General features: G+C 54.8%; 17 protein-coding genes. 1 reads left to right on the top strand and 16 read right to left on the bottom strand.

The window, feature by feature from the left end; genetic code table 11:
• The first annotated feature begins 92 nt into the window (after positions 1–92).
• A complete protein-coding gene (locus tag HMPREF2954_RS13260; RefSeq protein ID WP_019270783.1) occupies positions 93–224 on the top strand; it encodes a hypothetical protein in 132 nt (43 codons plus the stop codon).
• A 345-nt stretch (positions 225–569) separates the two neighbouring features.
• On the opposite strand, the gene lpxA is transcribed toward HMPREF2954_RS13260, so the two are convergent.
• The 16 genes from lpxA to HMPREF2954_RS07490 all read right to left on the bottom strand — a co-directional run bounded on the left by lpxA (position 570) and on the right by HMPREF2954_RS07490 (position 17,701).
• Positions 570–1,346, bottom strand: coding sequence for an acyl-ACP--UDP-N-acetylglucosamine O-acyltransferase (gene lpxA / locus HMPREF2954_RS07565; RefSeq protein ID WP_039404531.1), 777 nt, complete (start codon positions 1,344–1,346; stop codon positions 570–572).
• Positions 1,347–1,431: 85 nt separating this feature from the next.
• Positions 1,432–1,881: a 3-hydroxyacyl-ACP dehydratase FabZ gene (gene fabZ / locus HMPREF2954_RS07560; RefSeq protein WP_003741990.1), complete on the bottom strand. Its 450-nt coding sequence runs from the start codon at positions 1,879–1,881 to the stop codon at positions 1,432–1,434.
• Between the two features lie 124 nt (positions 1,882–2,005).
• Positions 2,006–3,049, bottom strand: coding sequence for a UDP-3-O-(3-hydroxymyristoyl)glucosamine N-acyltransferase (lpxD, locus tag HMPREF2954_RS07555; RefSeq protein ID WP_003767855.1), 1,044 nt, complete (start codon positions 3,047–3,049; stop codon positions 2,006–2,008).
• Between the two features lie 196 nt (positions 3,050–3,245).
• Positions 3,246–3,749 (bottom strand): OmpH/Skp family outer membrane protein, encoded by a 504-nt coding sequence (locus tag HMPREF2954_RS07550; RefSeq protein WP_457818119.1) that lies wholly within the window; start codon positions 3,747–3,749, stop codon positions 3,246–3,248.
• 162 nt (positions 3,750–3,911) lie between these two features.
• Entirely contained in the window at positions 3,912–6,311 is a 2,400-nt protein-coding gene (gene bamA / locus HMPREF2954_RS07545) for an outer membrane protein assembly factor BamA (protein WP_045072661.1), read from the bottom strand.
• A gap of 4 nt (positions 6,312–6,315) precedes the next feature.
• The gene (gene rseP, locus HMPREF2954_RS07540; RefSeq protein ID WP_045072659.1) at positions 6,316–7,656 is read right to left on the bottom strand and encodes an RIP metalloprotease RseP; all 1,341 of its coding nucleotides are present in this window, start codon (positions 7,654–7,656) and stop codon (positions 6,316–6,318) included.
• A gap of 211 nt (positions 7,657–7,867) precedes the next feature.
• Positions 7,868–9,052, bottom strand: a complete 1,185-nt coding sequence (gene ispC, locus HMPREF2954_RS07535) for a 1-deoxy-D-xylulose-5-phosphate reductoisomerase (RefSeq protein ID WP_045072657.1) — start codon at positions 9,050–9,052, stop codon at positions 7,868–7,870.
• A gap of 121 nt (positions 9,053–9,173) precedes the next feature.
• The gene (locus HMPREF2954_RS07530; RefSeq protein ID WP_045072656.1) at positions 9,174–9,968 is read right to left on the bottom strand and encodes a phosphatidate cytidylyltransferase; all 795 of its coding nucleotides are present in this window, start codon (positions 9,966–9,968) and stop codon (positions 9,174–9,176) included.
• Between the two features lie 2 nt (positions 9,969–9,970).
• Entirely contained in the window at positions 9,971–10,717 is a 747-nt protein-coding gene (locus tag HMPREF2954_RS07525) for an isoprenyl transferase (protein ID WP_003758925.1), read from the bottom strand.
• A gap of 57 nt (positions 10,718–10,774) precedes the next feature.
• Positions 10,775–11,332, bottom strand: coding sequence for a ribosome recycling factor (frr, locus tag HMPREF2954_RS07520; protein WP_003758927.1), 558 nt, complete (start codon positions 11,330–11,332; stop codon positions 10,775–10,777).
• A gap of 255 nt (positions 11,333–11,587) precedes the next feature.
• On the bottom strand, positions 11,588–12,556 hold the full coding sequence (locus tag HMPREF2954_RS07515) for a TerC family protein (RefSeq protein ID WP_045072655.1): 969 nt from the start codon (positions 12,554–12,556) through the stop codon (positions 11,588–11,590).
• A 73-nt stretch (positions 12,557–12,629) separates the two neighbouring features.
• The gene (locus tag HMPREF2954_RS07510) at positions 12,630–13,079 is read right to left on the bottom strand and encodes a CopD family copper resistance protein (RefSeq protein WP_016686900.1); all 450 of its coding nucleotides are present in this window, start codon (positions 13,077–13,079) and stop codon (positions 12,630–12,632) included.
• A 54-nt stretch (positions 13,080–13,133) separates the two neighbouring features.
• Positions 13,134–14,279 carry an FUSC family protein gene (locus HMPREF2954_RS07505; protein WP_045072652.1) on the bottom strand — a complete coding sequence of 382 codons (1,146 nt, stop codon included), beginning with the start codon at positions 14,277–14,279 and terminating at the stop codon, positions 13,134–13,136.
• A 123-nt stretch (positions 14,280–14,402) separates the two neighbouring features.
• On the bottom strand, positions 14,403–15,686 hold the full coding sequence (locus HMPREF2954_RS07500; RefSeq protein WP_045072651.1) for an FAD-binding domain-containing protein: 1,284 nt from the start codon (positions 15,684–15,686) through the stop codon (positions 14,403–14,405).
• 536 nt (positions 15,687–16,222) lie between these two features.
• Entirely contained in the window at positions 16,223–17,347 is a 1,125-nt protein-coding gene (gene proB, locus HMPREF2954_RS07495; protein WP_045072650.1) for a glutamate 5-kinase, read from the bottom strand.
• A 54-nt stretch (positions 17,348–17,401) separates the two neighbouring features.
• Positions 17,402–17,701: a DUF2818 family protein gene (locus HMPREF2954_RS07490; protein WP_045072649.1), complete on the bottom strand. Its 300-nt coding sequence runs from the start codon at positions 17,699–17,701 to the stop codon at positions 17,402–17,404.
• Positions 17,702–17,913: the final 212 nt, after the last annotated feature.

The following is a 17,913-nucleotide window of genomic DNA, read 5'->3' as shown; positions in this document are numbered from 1 at the left end:
AATTTCGTTAATAGACTATTTTTGCAAAGGTCTCCCACTATATTATTGGGTTTCAGACGACCTCCCCTCCCATCCAACCAAAGGAAACCCGCATGAAAAAATTCTTCTTCCTCACCACCGCCCTCCTGCTCCTCAACGCCTGCGCCGCCCAATCCGGACAAGGCAGCTCTGCACAAGTCTATGGTGAAATCAAAGGCGGCGTAGAAAGCAGCCACGTCCACTAAAGCGGGCGGAACAGCAGGCACTTGGTTCATTTAAAAAATGCCGCGCCCAAAATCATCTGTTCCTAAAATACGCATGATCAACATCGTGCCAACAAATCAAAAGGTCGTCTGAAACTTGGTTTCCCAGTTTTCAGACGACCTTTTCGATTAGATGGAAGACAGAATCTTGCGTCACCGCCATTCCCACGCCAAACGTGGAAAGGACAAGGCAAATGTTACGAAAACAACGTCGTCTGAAACGGCAAACCTGCAAACTTTTCAGACGATCTTGGTAAGGTTTGTCGGATCAAAAAACCGTCGTTAAAGCGGTCAGGTTTTCAGACGACCTTCAGGCAGATTCCGTCTTCAGCGGATAATCCCGCGCGTGGATTGGGCGAAGAAGTCTTTAAACACCGCCAGCTCCGCCTGCGTTTCGGCGCGGCGGAGGATGTCGGCTTTGGCTTCTTCAAACGGGATGCCGCGGTGGTAGATGGTTTTATACACATCTTTGACGGCGGCGATCTGCTCGGCGGTGAAGCCGTTGCGGCGCATGCCTTCGCTGTTGATGCCTGCGGGTTCGGCGCGGTAGCCTGCCGCCATGAAGTAAGGCGGTACGTCTTTGTGTACGCCTGCGGCGAAGGCGGTCATGGCGTAGTCGCCGATTTGGCAGAACTGGAACACCAGCGTGTAGCCGCCCAAGACGACGTAGTCGCCGATGGTAACGTGTCCGGCGAGCGAGGCATTGTTGGCGAAGATGGTGTGGTTGCCGATGACGCAGTCGTGCGCGAGGTGGCAGTACGCCATAATCCAGTTGTCGTCGCCGACGCGGGTTTCGCCGATGCCGGTTACCGTGCCGAGGTTGAAGGTGGTGAATTCGCGGATGGTGTTGCCGTTGCCGATAATCAGCTTGGTTGGCTCGTCGCGGTATTTTTTGTCCTGCGGGATTTCGCCGAGGCTGGCAAATTGGAAAATGCGGTTGTTTTCGCCGATGGTGGTGTGGCCGTTGATGACGGTATGCGGGCCGATTTCGGTGTTCGCGCCGATTTGGACGTTGGGGCCGATAACGGTGTACGCGCCGACTTTGACGCTGGAGTCGAGTTCGGCTTTGGGGTCAATGACGGCGGTCGGGTGGATGAGGGTCATGTTTTTCCTTTCCTGTCGTGTTGCCGAAAAGATGCGCGACGGCAACAGGTCGTCTGAAACTTTCAGACGACCTTTTTCTGAACACTCAAACCACGCGTTTGGCACACATGATGATGGCTTCGACGGCGACTTGTCCGTCCACTTTGGCGACGGCGCTGAATTTGCCGATGCCGCGTTTGTTGGTCAGCAGCTCGACTTCGAAAACAAGCTGGTCGCCGGGGATGACTTGGCGTTTGAAACGGGCTTCGTCTATGCCGGCGAAGAAGAAGAATTCGTTTTCTTTGCGGCCGCCTTCGCTGAGGATGGCGAGTGTGCCGCAGGCTTGCGCCATGGCTTCGATGATGAGTACGCCGGGCATGACGGGCAGGTCGGGGAAATGGCCTTGGAACTGCGGCTCGTTCATGGTGACGTTTTTAATCGCGGTCAGGGTTTTCATGGACTCGAAGGCGGTGATGCGGTCGAGTTGCAAAAACGGGTAGCGGTGGGGAATGAGTTTTTGGATGTCTTTGGCTTCGATGGGGAGTTGTACGTCCATGTTCGTCGTATTCCTTGGTATTTCGGGGTTGGCTGGGCGGTTTCATCGCGGGGGCTTTAAAACGGCAGGTTTTGCCGCTTTGTCGGGATTTAAAGCGCATCCGCCATGTAAACCGATTGTGGGGTTATTCGTCTTTTTCGCTGTCGCTCAGACGGTTTTCCAATGTTTTGAGGCGTTTGTTCATTTCGCTCAGGCGGTGGATGTAAACGGCGTTGCGCGCCCATTCTTTATGGGTGGACATCGGGAAGATGCCGGCGAGGTGTTTGCCGCTTTCGGTAATGCTGTGGGTGACGGACGTGCCGCCGCCGATGGTGGTTTTGTCGGCGATTTCGATGTGTCCGACCGTACCGACGCCGCCGCCGATGATGCAGTAGCTGCCGATGGTAACGCTGCCTGAGATGCCGGTTTTGGCGGCGATGACGGTGTGCGAACCGATTTTGCAGTTGTGTCCGATTTGGACTTGGTTGTCGATTTTGGTGCCGTTGCCGACGGTGGTGTCGCTCATCGCGCCGCGGTCGATGTTGGTGTTCGAACCGATTTCTACGTCGTCACCCAGCGTTACCGCGCCGGTTTGCGGGATTTTAAACCATGAATCACCGGCGAAGGCGAGTCCGAATCCGTCCGCGCCAATGACTGCGCCGCTGTGGATTTCGACGCGGTTGCCCAGTGTGCAGCCGTAATAAACGACGGCGTTGGGATGCAGGACGACTTCGTCGCCCAGTTTGCAATCGTGTTGGACAACGGCGTTTGCCAAGATGCGGCAGCCTTCGCCGAGTACGGTGTTCGCGCCGATGTAGGCGTTTGCGCCGATTTCGCAGCTGGCGGGAACGGTCGCACTTTCTTCGACGACGGCGGTCGGATGGATGCCGCCGCGCGCTTTGACGATGGGCGAAAACAGGCGGGCGACTTTGGCGAAATAGAGATAGGGGTCGTCGGCGACAATCAGGTTGCGCCCTTCAAATTCGTCCACTGCTTTGGCAGAAACGATGACCGCACCCGCGCTGCTGTCGTGGACTTCGGCTTTGTATTTCGGATTGGCGAGGAAGCTGATGTGTTCCGCCTGCGCGTCTGCGAGCGGGCGCACGGCGGCGACGGAAATGTCCTTGCCGCGCCATTCGCCGCCAAGCTGCGCTGTGATTTGGGACAGGGTGTAGGTTTTTGAAGTCATGATGTTTCGTAAGCTTTGGGATGAGGTCGTCTGAAAAGGGACGGCGGGAGCAGTCGGACAGAACGGTTTGCCTAAAACGTATGCCGGCAGGAGTGATAAGACAAGTAATTATATCGTTTATTGGATTTTCAGACGACCCTTTGCTTGAAAGAGGTCGTCTGAAAACAGGTTTGCTGTATCTCGTTCAGCCTTCCGATTAACGTGTATTCAGGGCTTTAATCACGCTGTCGGTAATGTCGTAACGCGCGTTGACGTAAATCACGTCCTGCAAAATCACATCGTAGCCTTCGCGTTTGGCAAGATCGACGATGATGCGGTTGGCGTTTTGCTGGAGGGCGGCAAATTCTTCGTTGCGGCGCAGGTTGTAGTCTTCTGCCAGCTCCGCCTGTTTCTTGCGGAACTGCTGAACCAGCTCGCCCCAGCGTTTTGCCGCAGCTTCACGCTCTTTGCTCTGCAATTTGCCTTCGGACAGGGATTTTTCGAGCTTCTCACCTTCTTGCTGCAATTTCTGCAAAGCGTCCTGACGGCTGCGGAATTCCTTTTCCAAGGTCGTCTGAATGCGTTGCGCCTGCTTGGACTCAAGATAAACGCGCTCGGTATTGATAAAGCCGATTTTCTGTACGGCTTCCGCCGCCGCAGCTTGGTTCATCAACCCGAAGCCCAATAAAGCCGCGCCGCCGAGGCGGAAGGCGTTGGCAATGATGTTCATCTGGATTTCCTTGATTTTGTATCCCGCCAATCAGCGGGATGACGGTTTGTTTTAAAAAAGAGGCAGGACGCCCTGCCCCTTTTCCTTCAGGTCGTCTGAAAACGTTTGACCGCATAGGGATGTCAGTTTTCAGACGACCTTTTTCTGCCTACGTCAGAATGTGGTACCCAATTGGAACTGGAAGCGTTGGATTTCGTCGCTGTCTTTTTTCTTGATCGGGTAAGCGTAGCTGAACTTCATCGGACCCAGCGGCGAGAGCCAGGTTACTGCCGCACCGGCAGAGTAGCGCAACTCTTCCTTGAAGGTCGATTTGTGGGTCTTGCCTAAGCCGTATGGGTTTTGAGCGGCATTGTTGGTGTAGTAGGTATTGCTACTGCTGTCGTTATACGTTTTGCCGTCCCATACGCTGCCCGCGTCGGCAAACAGACTCAGACGGACGGAGCGGGAGTCTTTGATACCCGGCATCGGGAATAGCAACTCGGCGGAAACGTTGGCTTTTTTGTTGCCGCCGTAGCTGATTTTCTCGCCGTATTCGTCATAGACTTTCGGACCCAGCGTACCGCTCTCGTAACCGCGTACGGAGCCTAAGCCGCCGCCGTAGAAGTTTTCAAAGAACGGCATGGTTTTGGTTTTGCCGTAGCCGTTGCCGACGCCGACTTCGCCGCCGAGCATCAGGGTAAAGTCTTTAGTTAGCGGGAAGAACCAAGTTTGGTTGTGGGTCAGCGTGTAGTATTGCAGGTCGCTGCCCGGCAGGGCGATTTCGCCGTTGATACCGGTCATGTAACCGCGGGTCGGCCACAATGCGCTGTCGGTTTTATTGCGTCCCCAGCCGATCGTACCTTTGTACAGCCAACCTTTGAAGCTGCCCACTCCGTCCGCGCCTTTACCGTATTGGTTGATAAAGTCGGCATAACGTTTAGGCGCGCCTTTGTAGGTATTCACGGTCAGGTGTTCCGCCGCCAGACCTAAATTGACGCGGTCGTATTCGGTCACGGGGATGCCCATGCGCACGCCGCCACCTGCGGTGGTGGTTTTATATTGTTTCGCACTGGAAGAGGCTTTACGCGGGTCGTAAGACTTGCCGTAAATATCGTAACCGAGGCTCACGCCGTCGGGTGTGAAATACGGATCAGTAAACGACAGCGAGCCGTTCAGCGTGGTTTTGCTTCGTGAAGCGCGCAGGGAAACGGATTTACCCGTACCGAACAGGTTGTCTTGGGAAACGCCCACAGACATGACCAAGCCGGTATCCTGAACCCAGCCCGCGCTCATATCCAAAGAGCCGGTAGAACGCTCGTTCACGCTCATGTTCAAATCGACTTGGTCGGGCGTATTGGCAACCGGCACGGCATCGAATTGTACGTTGTCAAAGTAACCCAGCAACTCGACACGCTCTTTGGAACGTTGCAGCTTGGAGGTGTCGTAAGGTGCGGATTCCATCTGACGCAATTCGCGGCGCACGACTTCGTCACGGGTTTTGTTGTTGCCGGTGATGTTGATTTCGTTCACATAGATTTTGCGGCCGGGTTCGACGTTCAGGACGAAATCGACAGTTTGGGTCTCGGCATTGGGAACAGGCTGGACATTGACTTCGCTGAACGCGTAGCCTGCCGTACCCATGCGGTTTTGGATGGATTCGAGCGATTTGACCATTTGGGCGCGTTCGTACCATTTGCCCTTTTTCATGGTCAGCAGTTTTTGCAGCTCTTCTTTCGGCACTTCGCGGGTGTCGCCTTCTATGCGCACGTCGCCCCAGCGGAAGCGTTCGCCCTCGTCAACCGTAACTTTGATGGTTTGCTTGGTTTTGTCTTCGTTGGTCTGGATGTCGGTATCCAGAATGCGGAAATTGAAGTAGCCGTTGTTTTGGTAGAACTCGCTGATGCGCTCCATGTCTTGCGAGAATTTTTGCTCGTTAAACTGGTTGCTCTTAGTCAGCCAAGTCCACATGCCGCCTTCGCTCAAAGACATTTGCTTCATGAGCTTGCGGTCGGAATAGACTTTGTTGCCTTCAAATTCGATTTCGGTAATCTTTGTGGTTTTACCCTCATCGATGGCGATGTCGATAGAAACGCGGTTACGCGCAAGTTTGGTTACGGTCGGCGTGATTTGGACCGACTGTTTGCCGCGGCTTTTGTATTCTTCCTTCAGGCTGGCGACAGACTGGCTCAGCGTGGCAGGATTGAAGTATTGGGATTGAGCCAAACCGAAGGATTCAAGGTTTTTCTTGATCACATCGTTTTGCAGCATTTTCGCGCCGGTGATGTTCAGCGTGCTGATGGTCGGGCGTTCGATAACGGTCAGCAAGACCTGATTGCCCATGGTCTCTACGCGGACATCGTCAAAAAAACCGGTCGCATACAGAGTTTTGATGATTTCTTCGCTGCGTGCGTCGCTGAATTGGTCGCCGACTTTGACGGGCAGGTAGTTGAAGACCGTACTCGGTTCGGTGCGCTGCAAACCTTCGACGCGGATGTCTTGAATGGTGAAGTCGGCAAATGCCAAAGGCGACATGCCCAATACCATCAAAGCAGAAGCAATCTGTTTCAATTTCATAAAATTATCCAAACAAACGGTTGATGTCATTAAAGAAAGCCAGTGCCATCATTAACAGCATGGCAGCCAGTCCGAGGCGCAGGCCGATTGCCTGTATGCGCTCGCTCAAGGGCTTTCCGCGTATCCATTCGGCAGTGTAGAACACCAAATGCCCGCCGTCCAACACGGGGATGGGCAACAAGTTCAACACGCCTAAACTAATGCTGACCAATGCGAGAAATTCCAAATAGCTTTGAAACCCCAGCTGTGCCGTTTTTCCGGCGACGTCGGCAATGGTCAGCGGACCTGAAATATGGTTCAGGGAGGCATTGCCTGTAATCAGTTTTCCGAAGAATTTTACCGTCGTCCAAGCATTGTCGACGGTTTTGTCCCAGCCCATCGCAAATGCTTCTGCGACAGACGGCTTATATTCGCGCTTGATTTCTTTTGTCCACGCTTCGTCGCCCTGAGGACCGAAGCCTACCCTGCCGACCAGTGTTTTGTCGGGTTGTTGGATGCTGTCGGGACGGATGGTCGTCTGAAAAGTTTTACCGTCGCGCTCGTAGCTCAATCCGATTTTCTTACCCGGGCTTTGGCGTACGATTTCCACCCATTGCTGCCAAGACTCAATGTCTTGTCCGTCGGCGCTGATCAGCTTGTCGCCTTTTTTCAAACCGGCTTTTTCGGCAGGGCTGTTTTCTTTCATTTCGCCGACACGGGTGGTGATTTTAAAAGGCGACAACCCGATATAGCCTTGGTTTTTCGCAATTTTACCTGCTTCGGGCGTGCCTGCGGCATCGATAATCCGCATGGCTTCTTGTCCCGAGGTCGTCTGAACGGCAACATTTACCTTGCCTGACTCGATGTTCAACACGATTTCTTGCTGGGCTTTTTCCCACTCGCCGACGTTAACGCCGTTAACCGAAATAATTTTGTCTCCGGGCTGAAAACCTGCTTTGGCGGCAATGGTATTTTGCTCGACCATGCCGACATAAGGGCGGATTTCGGTAACGCCGAAGGAAAAACTCAAGCCGTAAAGCAGAACCGCCAGCGCGAGATTGGTCAGAGGACCTGCGGCGACGATGGCGATGCGTTTGGCGGGATGCTGTTTGTCGAAGGCGTAAGGCAGGTCTGCCTGAGCCACTTCGCCCTCGCGCGTATCGACCATTTTGACATAGCCGCCCAAGGGGATGGGCGCCAAACACCATTCGGTATCGCCGCGTTTTCTGCTGAAAAACGGTTTGCCGAAGCCGACGGAAAAGCGTACGACTTTGACGCCGCACAATCTGGCAACGATGTAGTGTCCGAACTCGTGCAGGCTGACCAAAATCAGGATGGCGAAAATAAAAGCTAGAAGGGTTTGCAAAAGAATCTCTCTGGTTGGGTATGGGTTGACGTTGTCGATGTTTCAGACGACGTATCAAGGCAGGGGTCGTCTGAAAAGCATTCGCAATGTGTAGAAAATATTATTGGCGTTATTTTGCCGATTATAAAGTCAGTCTGCCGTTTTGTCCGCCACACATGACGGATGGGCGGGTTTTCAGACGACCTGTCATTTTTTATCGTTGCGGCACGGTTTATCCCAATGCGGCGATAAATTCCTGCGCCTGTCTGCGGGTAACGGCATCTTGCGCCAACAGGTTTTCGATGTTGCCGAGGTCGTCTGAAAAGTCTTGTGCAAGACAGTGGGCGACGGTTTTGGCAATGTCGGTAAACTTAATCTGTCCGTCTAAAAAGGCGGCGACGGCGGCTTCGTTGGCGGCGTTCAATACGCAGGGCGCGGCTCCGCCCGCGTTCATGGCTTCATAAGCGAGCTTCAGACAGGGGAAGCGGTCAAAGTCGGGCTTTTGGAAAGTCAGTGCAGACAATGAGTCGAAATCGAGGTCGCCGACACCCGAATCAATGCGCTCGGGCAAACCCAAACAATAAGCGATGGGCGTACGCATATCGGGATTGCCCAGTTGCGCCAGCACGGAGCCGTCACGGTAACGCACCATGCTGTGTATCACGGACTGCGGATGGATGACGACTTCGAGCTTGTCAGGCGGGCAGTTGAACAGCCAATGCGCTTCAATCAGCTCCAAACCTTTGTTCATCATGGTGGCGGAATCGACGGAGATTTTGCGCCCCATGCTCCAATTTGGGTGTTTGACCGCTTGCGCGGGCGTAATGCTGTCGAATGTGCCTAAATCGGTCGTCAGAAACGGGCCGCCGGAAGCGGTCAGGATAATCGAACGGATGCCGTGTTCGTTCAGACGACCTGTGTAATCGCGCGGCAAAACTTGGAAAATGGCGTTGTGTTCGCTGTCGATGGGCAACACCGCCGCGCCGTTTGCGCGGGCGGTTTCCATAAACAACGCGCCGGAAACCACCAGCGTCTCTTTGTTCGCCAGATAAATAGTTTTGCCTTTTTGCGCCGCCGCCAGCGCGGAAGGCAGCCCCGCCGCACCGACGATGGCGCACATGACACCGCTGACTTCGTCGGCAGACGCAACGTCAACCAATGCCTGCGCGCCATGTAAAACCTGCGTCGCCGTGCCGTCGCGTTTCAACAGGGCTTCAAGCCGGGCGGCGTGTTCGGCATCGGCAACGACGGCATATTCGGGTCGGAACGTCCGACATTGAGCAGCCAGTTTCTCAACCTGCTTATGCCCCGCCAGCGCGAATACGCGGAATTTTTCGGGGTGGCGGGAGACAACGTCCAGCGTGCTTTCGCCTATGCTACCGGTACTGCCTAATATGGTCAGGACTTGTTGTGTCATGGTGTGTTCTTTATGTACTGCTTCCGGATTTCAGACGACCTTTGGGCTTGAGGTCGAAAAGGTCGTCTGAAAACGCTTATTCGATATTGTGTTTGATGTGTTCCAACGATTTTTAACCGCTTCAGAACAAACTCGCAAAGGCGGCATAGACGCTGATGACGGCAATCAGACTGTCCACGCGGTCGAACACGCCGCCGTGACCAGGCAGCAGATTGCTGCTGTCTTTAATGCCCGCTGCGCGTTTGAGCCAGCTTTCCAGCAAGTCGCCGCATACGCTGACAACAGTCAACACCAAACCGATTAACACGGTATTGAGCCAGCCTGCGTCAAACGTGAGCCAACCAGCCCACCACACCACAGTCATGTACACCGCCACGCAAATCGCACCGCCGATTGCGCCTTCCCAGCTCTTGCCGGGGCTGACGGTCGGTGCGATTTTGTGTTTGCCGAACGCTTTGCCGCTGAAATACGCGCAAACATCGGCAACCCACACCAAACCCATCACGGCAAGCAGCGACAAGGCGTAATCGGGATGCGGACGCAGGGACATGAGTGCGAACCAAAACGGCATGACCAAAAGCCAGCCGACGGTATAAGCCTGCCAGCCGCCGTTCAATTTCCATTTGAATTTCAGCCACAAAGGCATAACGACCAGCCAAAACGCCAAAACGGCGTACCAGACGATATCCGGCAGCGTCCAACCGCCTGCATAAGCGATGACGCCGAACACCAGTGTCGCGGCAAGATAATGATTGGTTTTCAGTTTTTCCAATCCGCTCATGCGGGCGTATTCCCACAGCGTAACCAGGGAAATCAATCCGCAAAATGCCGCCCACAGCCATTGCGGCGCGTAAAACAGCATACCGAGCATCAACGGCAGCATCCACAGCGCCGTGATAATCCGTTGTTTCAACATTTTTAACCCCTTTGCTGCTCTACCGGCAGCTGTTCCGAAGTGCGGCCGAAGCGCCGTTCGCGTTTTTGGAACGAGGCGACAGCATCGTCCAAGGCTTTGCTGTCAAAATCGGGCCACAGGGTATCGGTAAAATAAAGTTCGGCATACGCCATCTGCCAAAGCAGGAAATTGCTGATGCGCGTTTCGCCGCCGGTGCGGATGAACAAATCCGGCTCCGGCGCATCGCCCAGCATCAAGTGTTTCGCCAGCGCGTCTTCCGTAATCTCGGATACGCCTTCGGCAATCAGTTTGTTTGCCGCCTGCAAAATGTCCCAGCGGCCGCCGTAATCCGCGGCGATACTCAGGGTCAGGCCGGTATTGTTCGCCGTCAACGCTTCCGCCTCTTCGATGCCTTGCAGAATCTGCCGGTTGAAGCGTTCGCGGCTGCCCAACACCTTCAGGCGCATATTGTTTTCGTGCAGACGGCGCACCTGTTTTTGCAAAGCCTGCAAAAACAGCCCCATCAGGAATGACACTTCGTCTTCGGGGCGGCGCCAGTTTTCAGTCGAAAAGGCAAACACGGTCAGATATTGCACACCCAGTTTGGCGCAATGCTTTACCATATTTTCCAACGCGTCCAAGCCGCGTTTGTGCCCCATCACGCGGGGAAGGAAACGCTTTTTCGCCCAACGGCCGTTGCCGTCCATAATCACGGCGATATGCTTCGGAACCGAAGTATGTTCCAAAATGGTCTGCGTGCTGCTCTTCATCTCTGCCTTTCGCAGCGCGGCGGTTCAAAGGTCGTCTGAAACGCCGCGGACAAGGGTTTAAATCGCCATCAAATCTTCTTCTTTGGCAGCCAGCGTTTTATCGGCTTCGGCGATGTATTTGTCGGTCAGTTTTTGAACCGCTTCTTCGCCGCGACGTGCTTCGTCTTCTGAAATTTCTTTGTCTTTCAAGAGTTTTTTGATGTGATCGTTTGCATCGCGGCGCACGTTACGGATGGACACGCGTCCTTCTTCCGCTTCGCTGCGTACGACTTTAATCAAATCTTTACGGCGCTCTTCGGTCAACATAGGCATAGGCACGCGGATCAAATCGCCGACGGCTGCCGGGTTCAGACCCAAGTTTGAATCGCGGATGGCTTTCTCGACTTTGGCTGCCATATTGCTTTCAAAAGGTTTTACGCCGATGGTGCGCGCGTCCAGAAGCGTTACGTTGGCAACTTGGCTGACCGGAACCATGCTGCCCCAGTATTCGACTTCCACTTGGTCCAACAGACCGGTATGCGCACGGCCGGTACGCACTTTCGCCAAATTCTCTTTCAGCACTTCTACCGAGCGCTGCATTTTGCTTTCCGCTGTTTTTTGAATATCGTTAATCATTTTCTGCTTTCAAATAAGATACTGAATTTAAAACCTCGCCCGGACGCATGACCATCCGAACGGCAATCAAGCTGTTAACTGCGCATAGTACCGTCATTCGGCGATTCCGACAAGGCAGGGGCGATTTTGGGCCTTGTTTCTTAACTGATATTTAAATGCCGTTACAAATAGGATGTATAGAGGGCTGCATCAGCAAAAAAGGTCGTCTGAAAACGGTTTTTCCGCTTTCAGACGACCTTCCTTTATCCGCCAAACTTATTTCTGCTGCTGACGCGTGTACACCAGCGATGTAAGGATGGATGCGCCCAGTGCGCCGAAGACGACGGAGAGGGAAATGGAGATGGGGATGTGCACCCAGTGCATAATCAGCATTTTGATGCCGATGAAGCTCAAGACGAAGGCGAGGCCGTATTTGAGGAAGATGAAACGGTCGGCGACATCGGCAAGCAGGAAATACATGGCACGCAACCCGAGTATGGCGAAGATGTTGGAGGTGAGGACGATGAAGGGGTCGGTGGTTACGGCGAAGACGGCGGGAATGCTGTCCACGGCGAAGATGACGTCGCTCAACTCTACCATGATGAGGACGAGCAAAAGCGGGGTGGCGATGCGCTTGCCGTTTTCGACGGTAAAGAATTTTTCGCCTTCAAACTGATGGCTGACGGGGATGACTTTTTTAAGCCAGCCCAAAATCTTGTTTTGCGAGAGGTCCTCTTCTTCGGATTCCGGTTTCATCATATGGATGCCGGTATAGACGAGGAATGCGCCGAAAATGTAGAGAATCCATTCGAACCGCTGCACCAGTGCCGCGCCGATAAAAATCATGAGGGCGCGCAGGACGATGGCGCCGAACACGCCGTAAAGGAGGACGCGGTGCTGGTATTTCGGGGAAACTTTGAAGTAACCGAAAATCATCAGGAAAACAAAGATGTTGTCAACGGCAAGGGATTTTTCGAGGATGTAGCCGGTGAAAAATTCGAGGGTTTTTTCTTTGGCAACGACGGCACCGTAGAGGGGGTTGCCTGCCAGCTCGAAATAGAGCCAGCCTGCGAAAGCGCAGGATACGGCGACCCAGACGCAGCTCCAGGCGACGGCTTCTTTGACGCTGACTTTATGCGCACCGCTTTTTTTTAGCGAGAGCATGTCGATGATGATCATGATGAAAACGGCGGCGAAGAACACGCCGTAGAAAAGGGGCAAGCCGACGGAAGGGTGTTCGGTCATCTATTCGGATTCCTTGTGATGAGGTGGTTGGATGGCTGCTTTTCAGTGTCGGGAAAGGTCGTCTGAAAACAGCTTACCAAGACAAGTAAAACATGGCTTTAGCGAAAAATACGATAAACAGCATATGGGAAAATACGACGGCGTGGATGTATTTGGACCAGCCGACGGTCAGGGTGTGCCGTGCCATTTTGACGACGGCGATAGCGAAATGGACGAGGACGCTGACTGCCAACAGGATTTTGAGGGTAAGGAGCGTACCGAATGAGGTGGCGAAGGGTTGGCTCAAAAAGGGCAGGTATCGGTTGAATACCATGACGATGCCGCTGATGAAAAGCGTAATGACGACGGGCGGCATAACGCGGACGGCGCGGTAGGACATGGCGCGTTCGACTTCGCGGCGCGATTCGCGCGAGACGCGGCCGGTGTGCATGACGGACAAAACCAGCATTTCGAAAAATACGCCGCCGACAAAGGCGATGGCGCAATAGAGGTGGATGATGTGGGCGATGGCGTAGAGACTCATGACCGTGTTCCAAGTGGGATATTCGGGTGAAATTGTATCATCAGTCGGACGTTTTCAGACGACCTCTTCTTCCAAATCGCCTTCGCGGGTTTCGCGCAGGTGTTCACGCAGGCGTTGGAGTTCGTGTTTGTCCAGCCACTTGCGGCGGCTGCGTTGCAGGAGGATGACGAGTGCGGAGATTTCGTTGCGCATATTGGTGCTGAGCCAGAGGAAGCCTTGCCATTCGTAATGGAGGCGGGCAGCGAGTTTGCCCAGCTCGGGATTGATGGAGGTGTCGATGCGGATGCGGCGGGCGTAGTGGCCTTTGATGAGGCGGACGGTCAGGCGCAGGTCGCGTTGGAGGCGGTTGAAATGGCGGTCGAGCAGGCGGATTTCGTGTTCGTTGAGGGTAGGGGCTTGCAGCTTGGCGGCGGTGGTGAGGAGCAGCTCGGTGGTGTTGACGATTTTGCGGTGGGCGTGCTGCATGGCTTCCATCATGGCGGGGCTGATGTGGCTTTCGCCTGATGTAGCAGCGAGGTGGCTGCGGCTTTTGACCATGCGGGCGTTGATTTGGCGCATTTTGACCATGTTTTGCTCCAGCCGCTCGCGGGTCATGCGTTTGCCGTTGCTGATTTCGGCAATCATTTTGCCGCATTCGGTCAGGTTGTCGGCAAGCATAAACCGCCACATGAGCGTGGAGCGCAGGGGAAGGAGTTTGGCGGCGACAATGGCGATGGCGGCGCCGATCAGGACGTTCATGGCGCGCATAAGCCCGCTGTCGAGCCAGTTGTTGCTGTTGTCGCCGATGAGCATGCACATGGTCAGTCCGGCAAGCATGGGGACGTAGCCGTTTTTGCCGACCGCCGCCCAACCTGCGGCTGCGCTGGCGGTGCCGACGGTCAGGTAAAAGAGAATGCCGCCGTGGAAGTAGTGCTGGTTGAGCCACAACAGGGTCAGGCCTGCGCCCAAACCGATGACGGTACCGAGCATGCGTTCGACGGCTTTGGAGTAAATCGCGCCTTGAAATTGGAGCATGCCGAGTACGACGAACACGGTCATGCCTATCCATTCGCCGTGTTGGAGGTGGAGGAGTTTGGCGAGCAGGGTAGAGAATAGTACGGCCAGTCCGAGCCGGACGGCGTGTATGAGGCGGCGGTAGCGGTAGCGTTCGTAGGAGTTGAGCCAGCGTTTGACGAAGCGTTCGCGTTGTGAAGCGTTCATGATTGGGGCTATCTTGTTGAGATTTTTGGGTTTATCGGGCGGTATTGTAACGGGAATCAGGCAATACGGACAGGATGGAAGGCAAGGTCGTCTGAAACCCCCAATACTGCTTTCAGACGACCTTTAAGGCGCGACGACGGGCGGCGGATAGCCGTGTGCGTCAATTTCAGACGAGGCGAGCCACGGGGTATGGACGAGGTTGACAGGTAAGTGCGCCAACTCGGGAATGTGGCGGCGGACGAATGTGCCGTCGGGGTCGAGCCGGCGGGCGGTTTGGATTATATCGATGGAACGCCGGCGTGCGTTGCGGGCGGCGGTTTGCCAATTGCCTTCGTTCAACGCGGGGTCGAAATCGGTTTGCTGCGCGGCGAACCAAACGATGCCGTGTTCGGACGGCTGATGCAGGACGCCGCACAAAAATTCTGCCGTCAGGGAACGCAGGGCGGGATGCAGCCAGCCGCCCGATTTCAGGCTGCGCATGGCGGCATCGATGAGCGGAAAACCTGTTTCCCCCCGCCGCCAGCGTTCCATCAGGTCGTCTGAAAACGGCGCAGATTCGGCATCAGATTCAGGCTCGATGCGGGCGCGGTGGTAAGCAAGCTGCTGATAGAAATCGCGCCGTATCAAATTGTCCAACCAAGCATCTGCGCCCTGCCCTGCGGCTTCAGTCGCCAACACGCGCGGCGAAATGCAACCTGCGCTCAAATACGCGCTCAAGCGGCTGGTGCCTTTTCTGGCGGGAAAATCCTTCATAATCGGATAAAACCCGATATTTGCTTCAAACTGCCGCCATTGTTTGTCCGCTTCATCTTCGCCGCCGCGCTGCGCAGAAACCATATCCTGTTGCCCATTCCACGCTGGAAACGGCGGCATTTCGGCTGAGGTCGTCTGAAAAATTTCGGTTTGACGGCAAACTGCATCCTGCCCGCCGAACCGCTGACGAAACAAAGCCAGCCATGCTTCTTTATAATGCGGGAAGTCGGTATAAGGCGCGCCGTGGCTGCCCATGATGTCTGCTTTGGCAAATACGGCACGGTCGTTAACGCGCTCGAACGCAACGCCTTTTCCATCCAAAATCCGCCAAATGCGGTTATCTTGCCCGATTTCAGACGACGTATAGGCTTCGTCGGCAATTACGGTCTGAACATTCAACTGCGCCACCAAAGCAGGCAATTCTTCCACACGGTTCACCGCATACAAAGCCACGCCGCTCGCCGCCAGAGAGCCATGCAAAGCCGCCGCCGCCTGATAATGAAACCAATCCTGACGCAGATTGGGGATTTCAGACGACCCCTGCGCCACCCACACGCCTGCCACAGGCAATCCCTGCTTCACGGCGGCGGACAACGCGGCGTTGTCGCATATGCGCAGGTTGCGGCGGAACCAGACCAATGTATGTGCTTGCATGGCGATGTCGTCTGAAAGGGATAAGGCATTTGATTTTAGCAGAAATTTTGCGAGGACAAGGCGGACGGTTTTCAGACGGCCTTTAGGCAGATAACAGATAAAGTGGATTCGGAATAACGCAGCTATAGCAAACATACTTAACTTTAAATCCGGCATATCATCAAATTCTGTCATTCCCGTGCAGGCGAGAATCCATCGTGAAACTTGAGAAACCTTGATTTGAAAAACAGTTTCTGGGTTTCAAAAATGGATTCCCGCCTGCGCGAGAATGACGAAAACCGATAATTTGCGTATCGAAAATAAAGTCATTTAGCTAAATGTTCATCCACTATCGTTTTAACCGGGTTCGAAGCGGCAAATCGAATTTCCAAAGCCGACATTTCATCGTCGTGAAAAAGCAGGGAAAACCTCAACCTCTCCACCGAATACGGATATCCGGCCTGCAATCTGAATTTGTCTGCCCAAATAAACCAAAGGTCGTCTGAAACCGCATTTTTGAGTTTCAGACGACCTTATATATTTACTTTTCCCCTTCCCTACCAATGCGACGCCATATTGTCGCGGTGGATGAGTTCGTCTTCGTGGGTATAGCCTAATTTTTCGGCGATGCGCTCGGACGGGGTTTGCAGGATTTTGGCGGTTTCGCCGCTGCTGTAATTGGTGAGGCCGCGGGCGATTTCTTTGCCGTCGGTATCGAGGATGGCGACGAGTTCGCCGCGGTGGAAATGGCCGTCCGCGCGGATGCAGCCGACGGGCAGCAGGCTGGCGTGTTGTTCGGTCAGGGCTTTTGCCGCGCCGCTATCGACGGTCAGGCTGCCGGCAGTTTGGACGTGTCCGAGCAGCCATTGTTTGCGGGCGGCGACGCGGCTGTGCGCGCTGGTAAAGAGCGTGCCTATGCTTTCGCCTTGTTTGAGGCGGACGAGGACGTCGGGTTCGCCACCCCATGCGACGACGGTGGCGGCTCCGCTGAGTGCGGCGCGTTTGGCGGCTCTCACTTTGGTGTACATGCCGCCGGTGCCGACGCTGCTGCCTGCGCCGCCCGCCATGCTTTCGAGGTCGGGATGGTCGGCTGCGATGGTCGGAATCAGTTTGGCTTGCGGATTTTTGCGCGGGTCGCTGTCGTAAAGGCCTTTTTGGTCGGTCAGAAGGACGAGGGCGTCGGCTTCGATAAGGTTGGTCACGAGTGCGCCGAGGGTGTCGTTGTCGCCGAGCTTGATTTCGTCGGTGGTAACGGTGTCGTTTTCGTTGATGACGGGGACGATGCCTTTGGACAGCAGGGTTTGCAGGGTGCTGCGGGCGTTGAGGTAGCGGGTGCGGTTGCTCAGGTCGTCGTGGGTGAGCAGGATTTGGGCGGTACGGATGCCGTGCGGTGCGAACGCGTTTTCGTAGGCTTGGGCGATGCCGGTTTGCCCGACGGCTGCGGCGGCTTGCAGTTCGTTGATGGCGGTGGGGCGTTTGCTCCAGCCCAGCCGCTTGATGCCTTCGGCGATGGCGCCGCTGGAAACGAGGACGGTTTGCACGCCTTGTTTACCCAGTTTGGCGATTTGCGCCGCCCAACGGTCGAGTGCGGCTTGGTCTATGCCTTTGCCGCCCGCGGTAACGAGGCTGGAGCCGACTTTGACGACAAGGGTGCGGATGTTGGAGAGGTTTTGCAGGGACATGGTTTTTCTCGTTTGTTCGGGGTGGCGGGATAGGCGGGAGGTCGTCTGAAAAGCTTATTCGCGGTTGCGCGCGTGCCAGAAATAACGCCATACGAAACAAGGGAAGGCGAATATCAGGTAGAGGCAGACTACGGTGGCGTAAAATTCCCAGTCTTGATGCTGAACCGCGCCGGCGCGGGATTCGAGAATGTAGGCGAGGACGGCGGTCAGGATGAAGCCTGCCGCCAATTCGACGAGGTGATGCCCGATATGTTTGCGCTTGAGCGGAATCACGCCGAAAAATTTGGCGGTAACGAAGGGGGCGTTGGCGAAGATGAGCGCCAATACCAAAAGGATGTACATGGATGCGGTCATGATGGTGTGTCTTTCTGTTTTCAGACGACCTTTTTTTTAAGATAAATTCTGATAAAGCTGTTTATTAAACCCCGTCATTCCCGTCCCCGCCTGTGCGGGGGCAGGCTCCAGCGAGAATCTAGAACGTAGAATTTAGGAAACTTTTTACCCAATAGGTTTCCAGCTGGACAGCCCTGGATTCCCGCCTGCGCGGGAATAACGACGGTCGGTTA

Source organism: Neisseria sp. HMSC067H09 (assembly GCF_001814135.1).
Lineage (GTDB): Bacteria > Pseudomonadota > Gammaproteobacteria > Burkholderiales > Neisseriaceae > Neisseria.
This window is presented reverse-complemented; position numbering and strand designations above follow the sequence as displayed.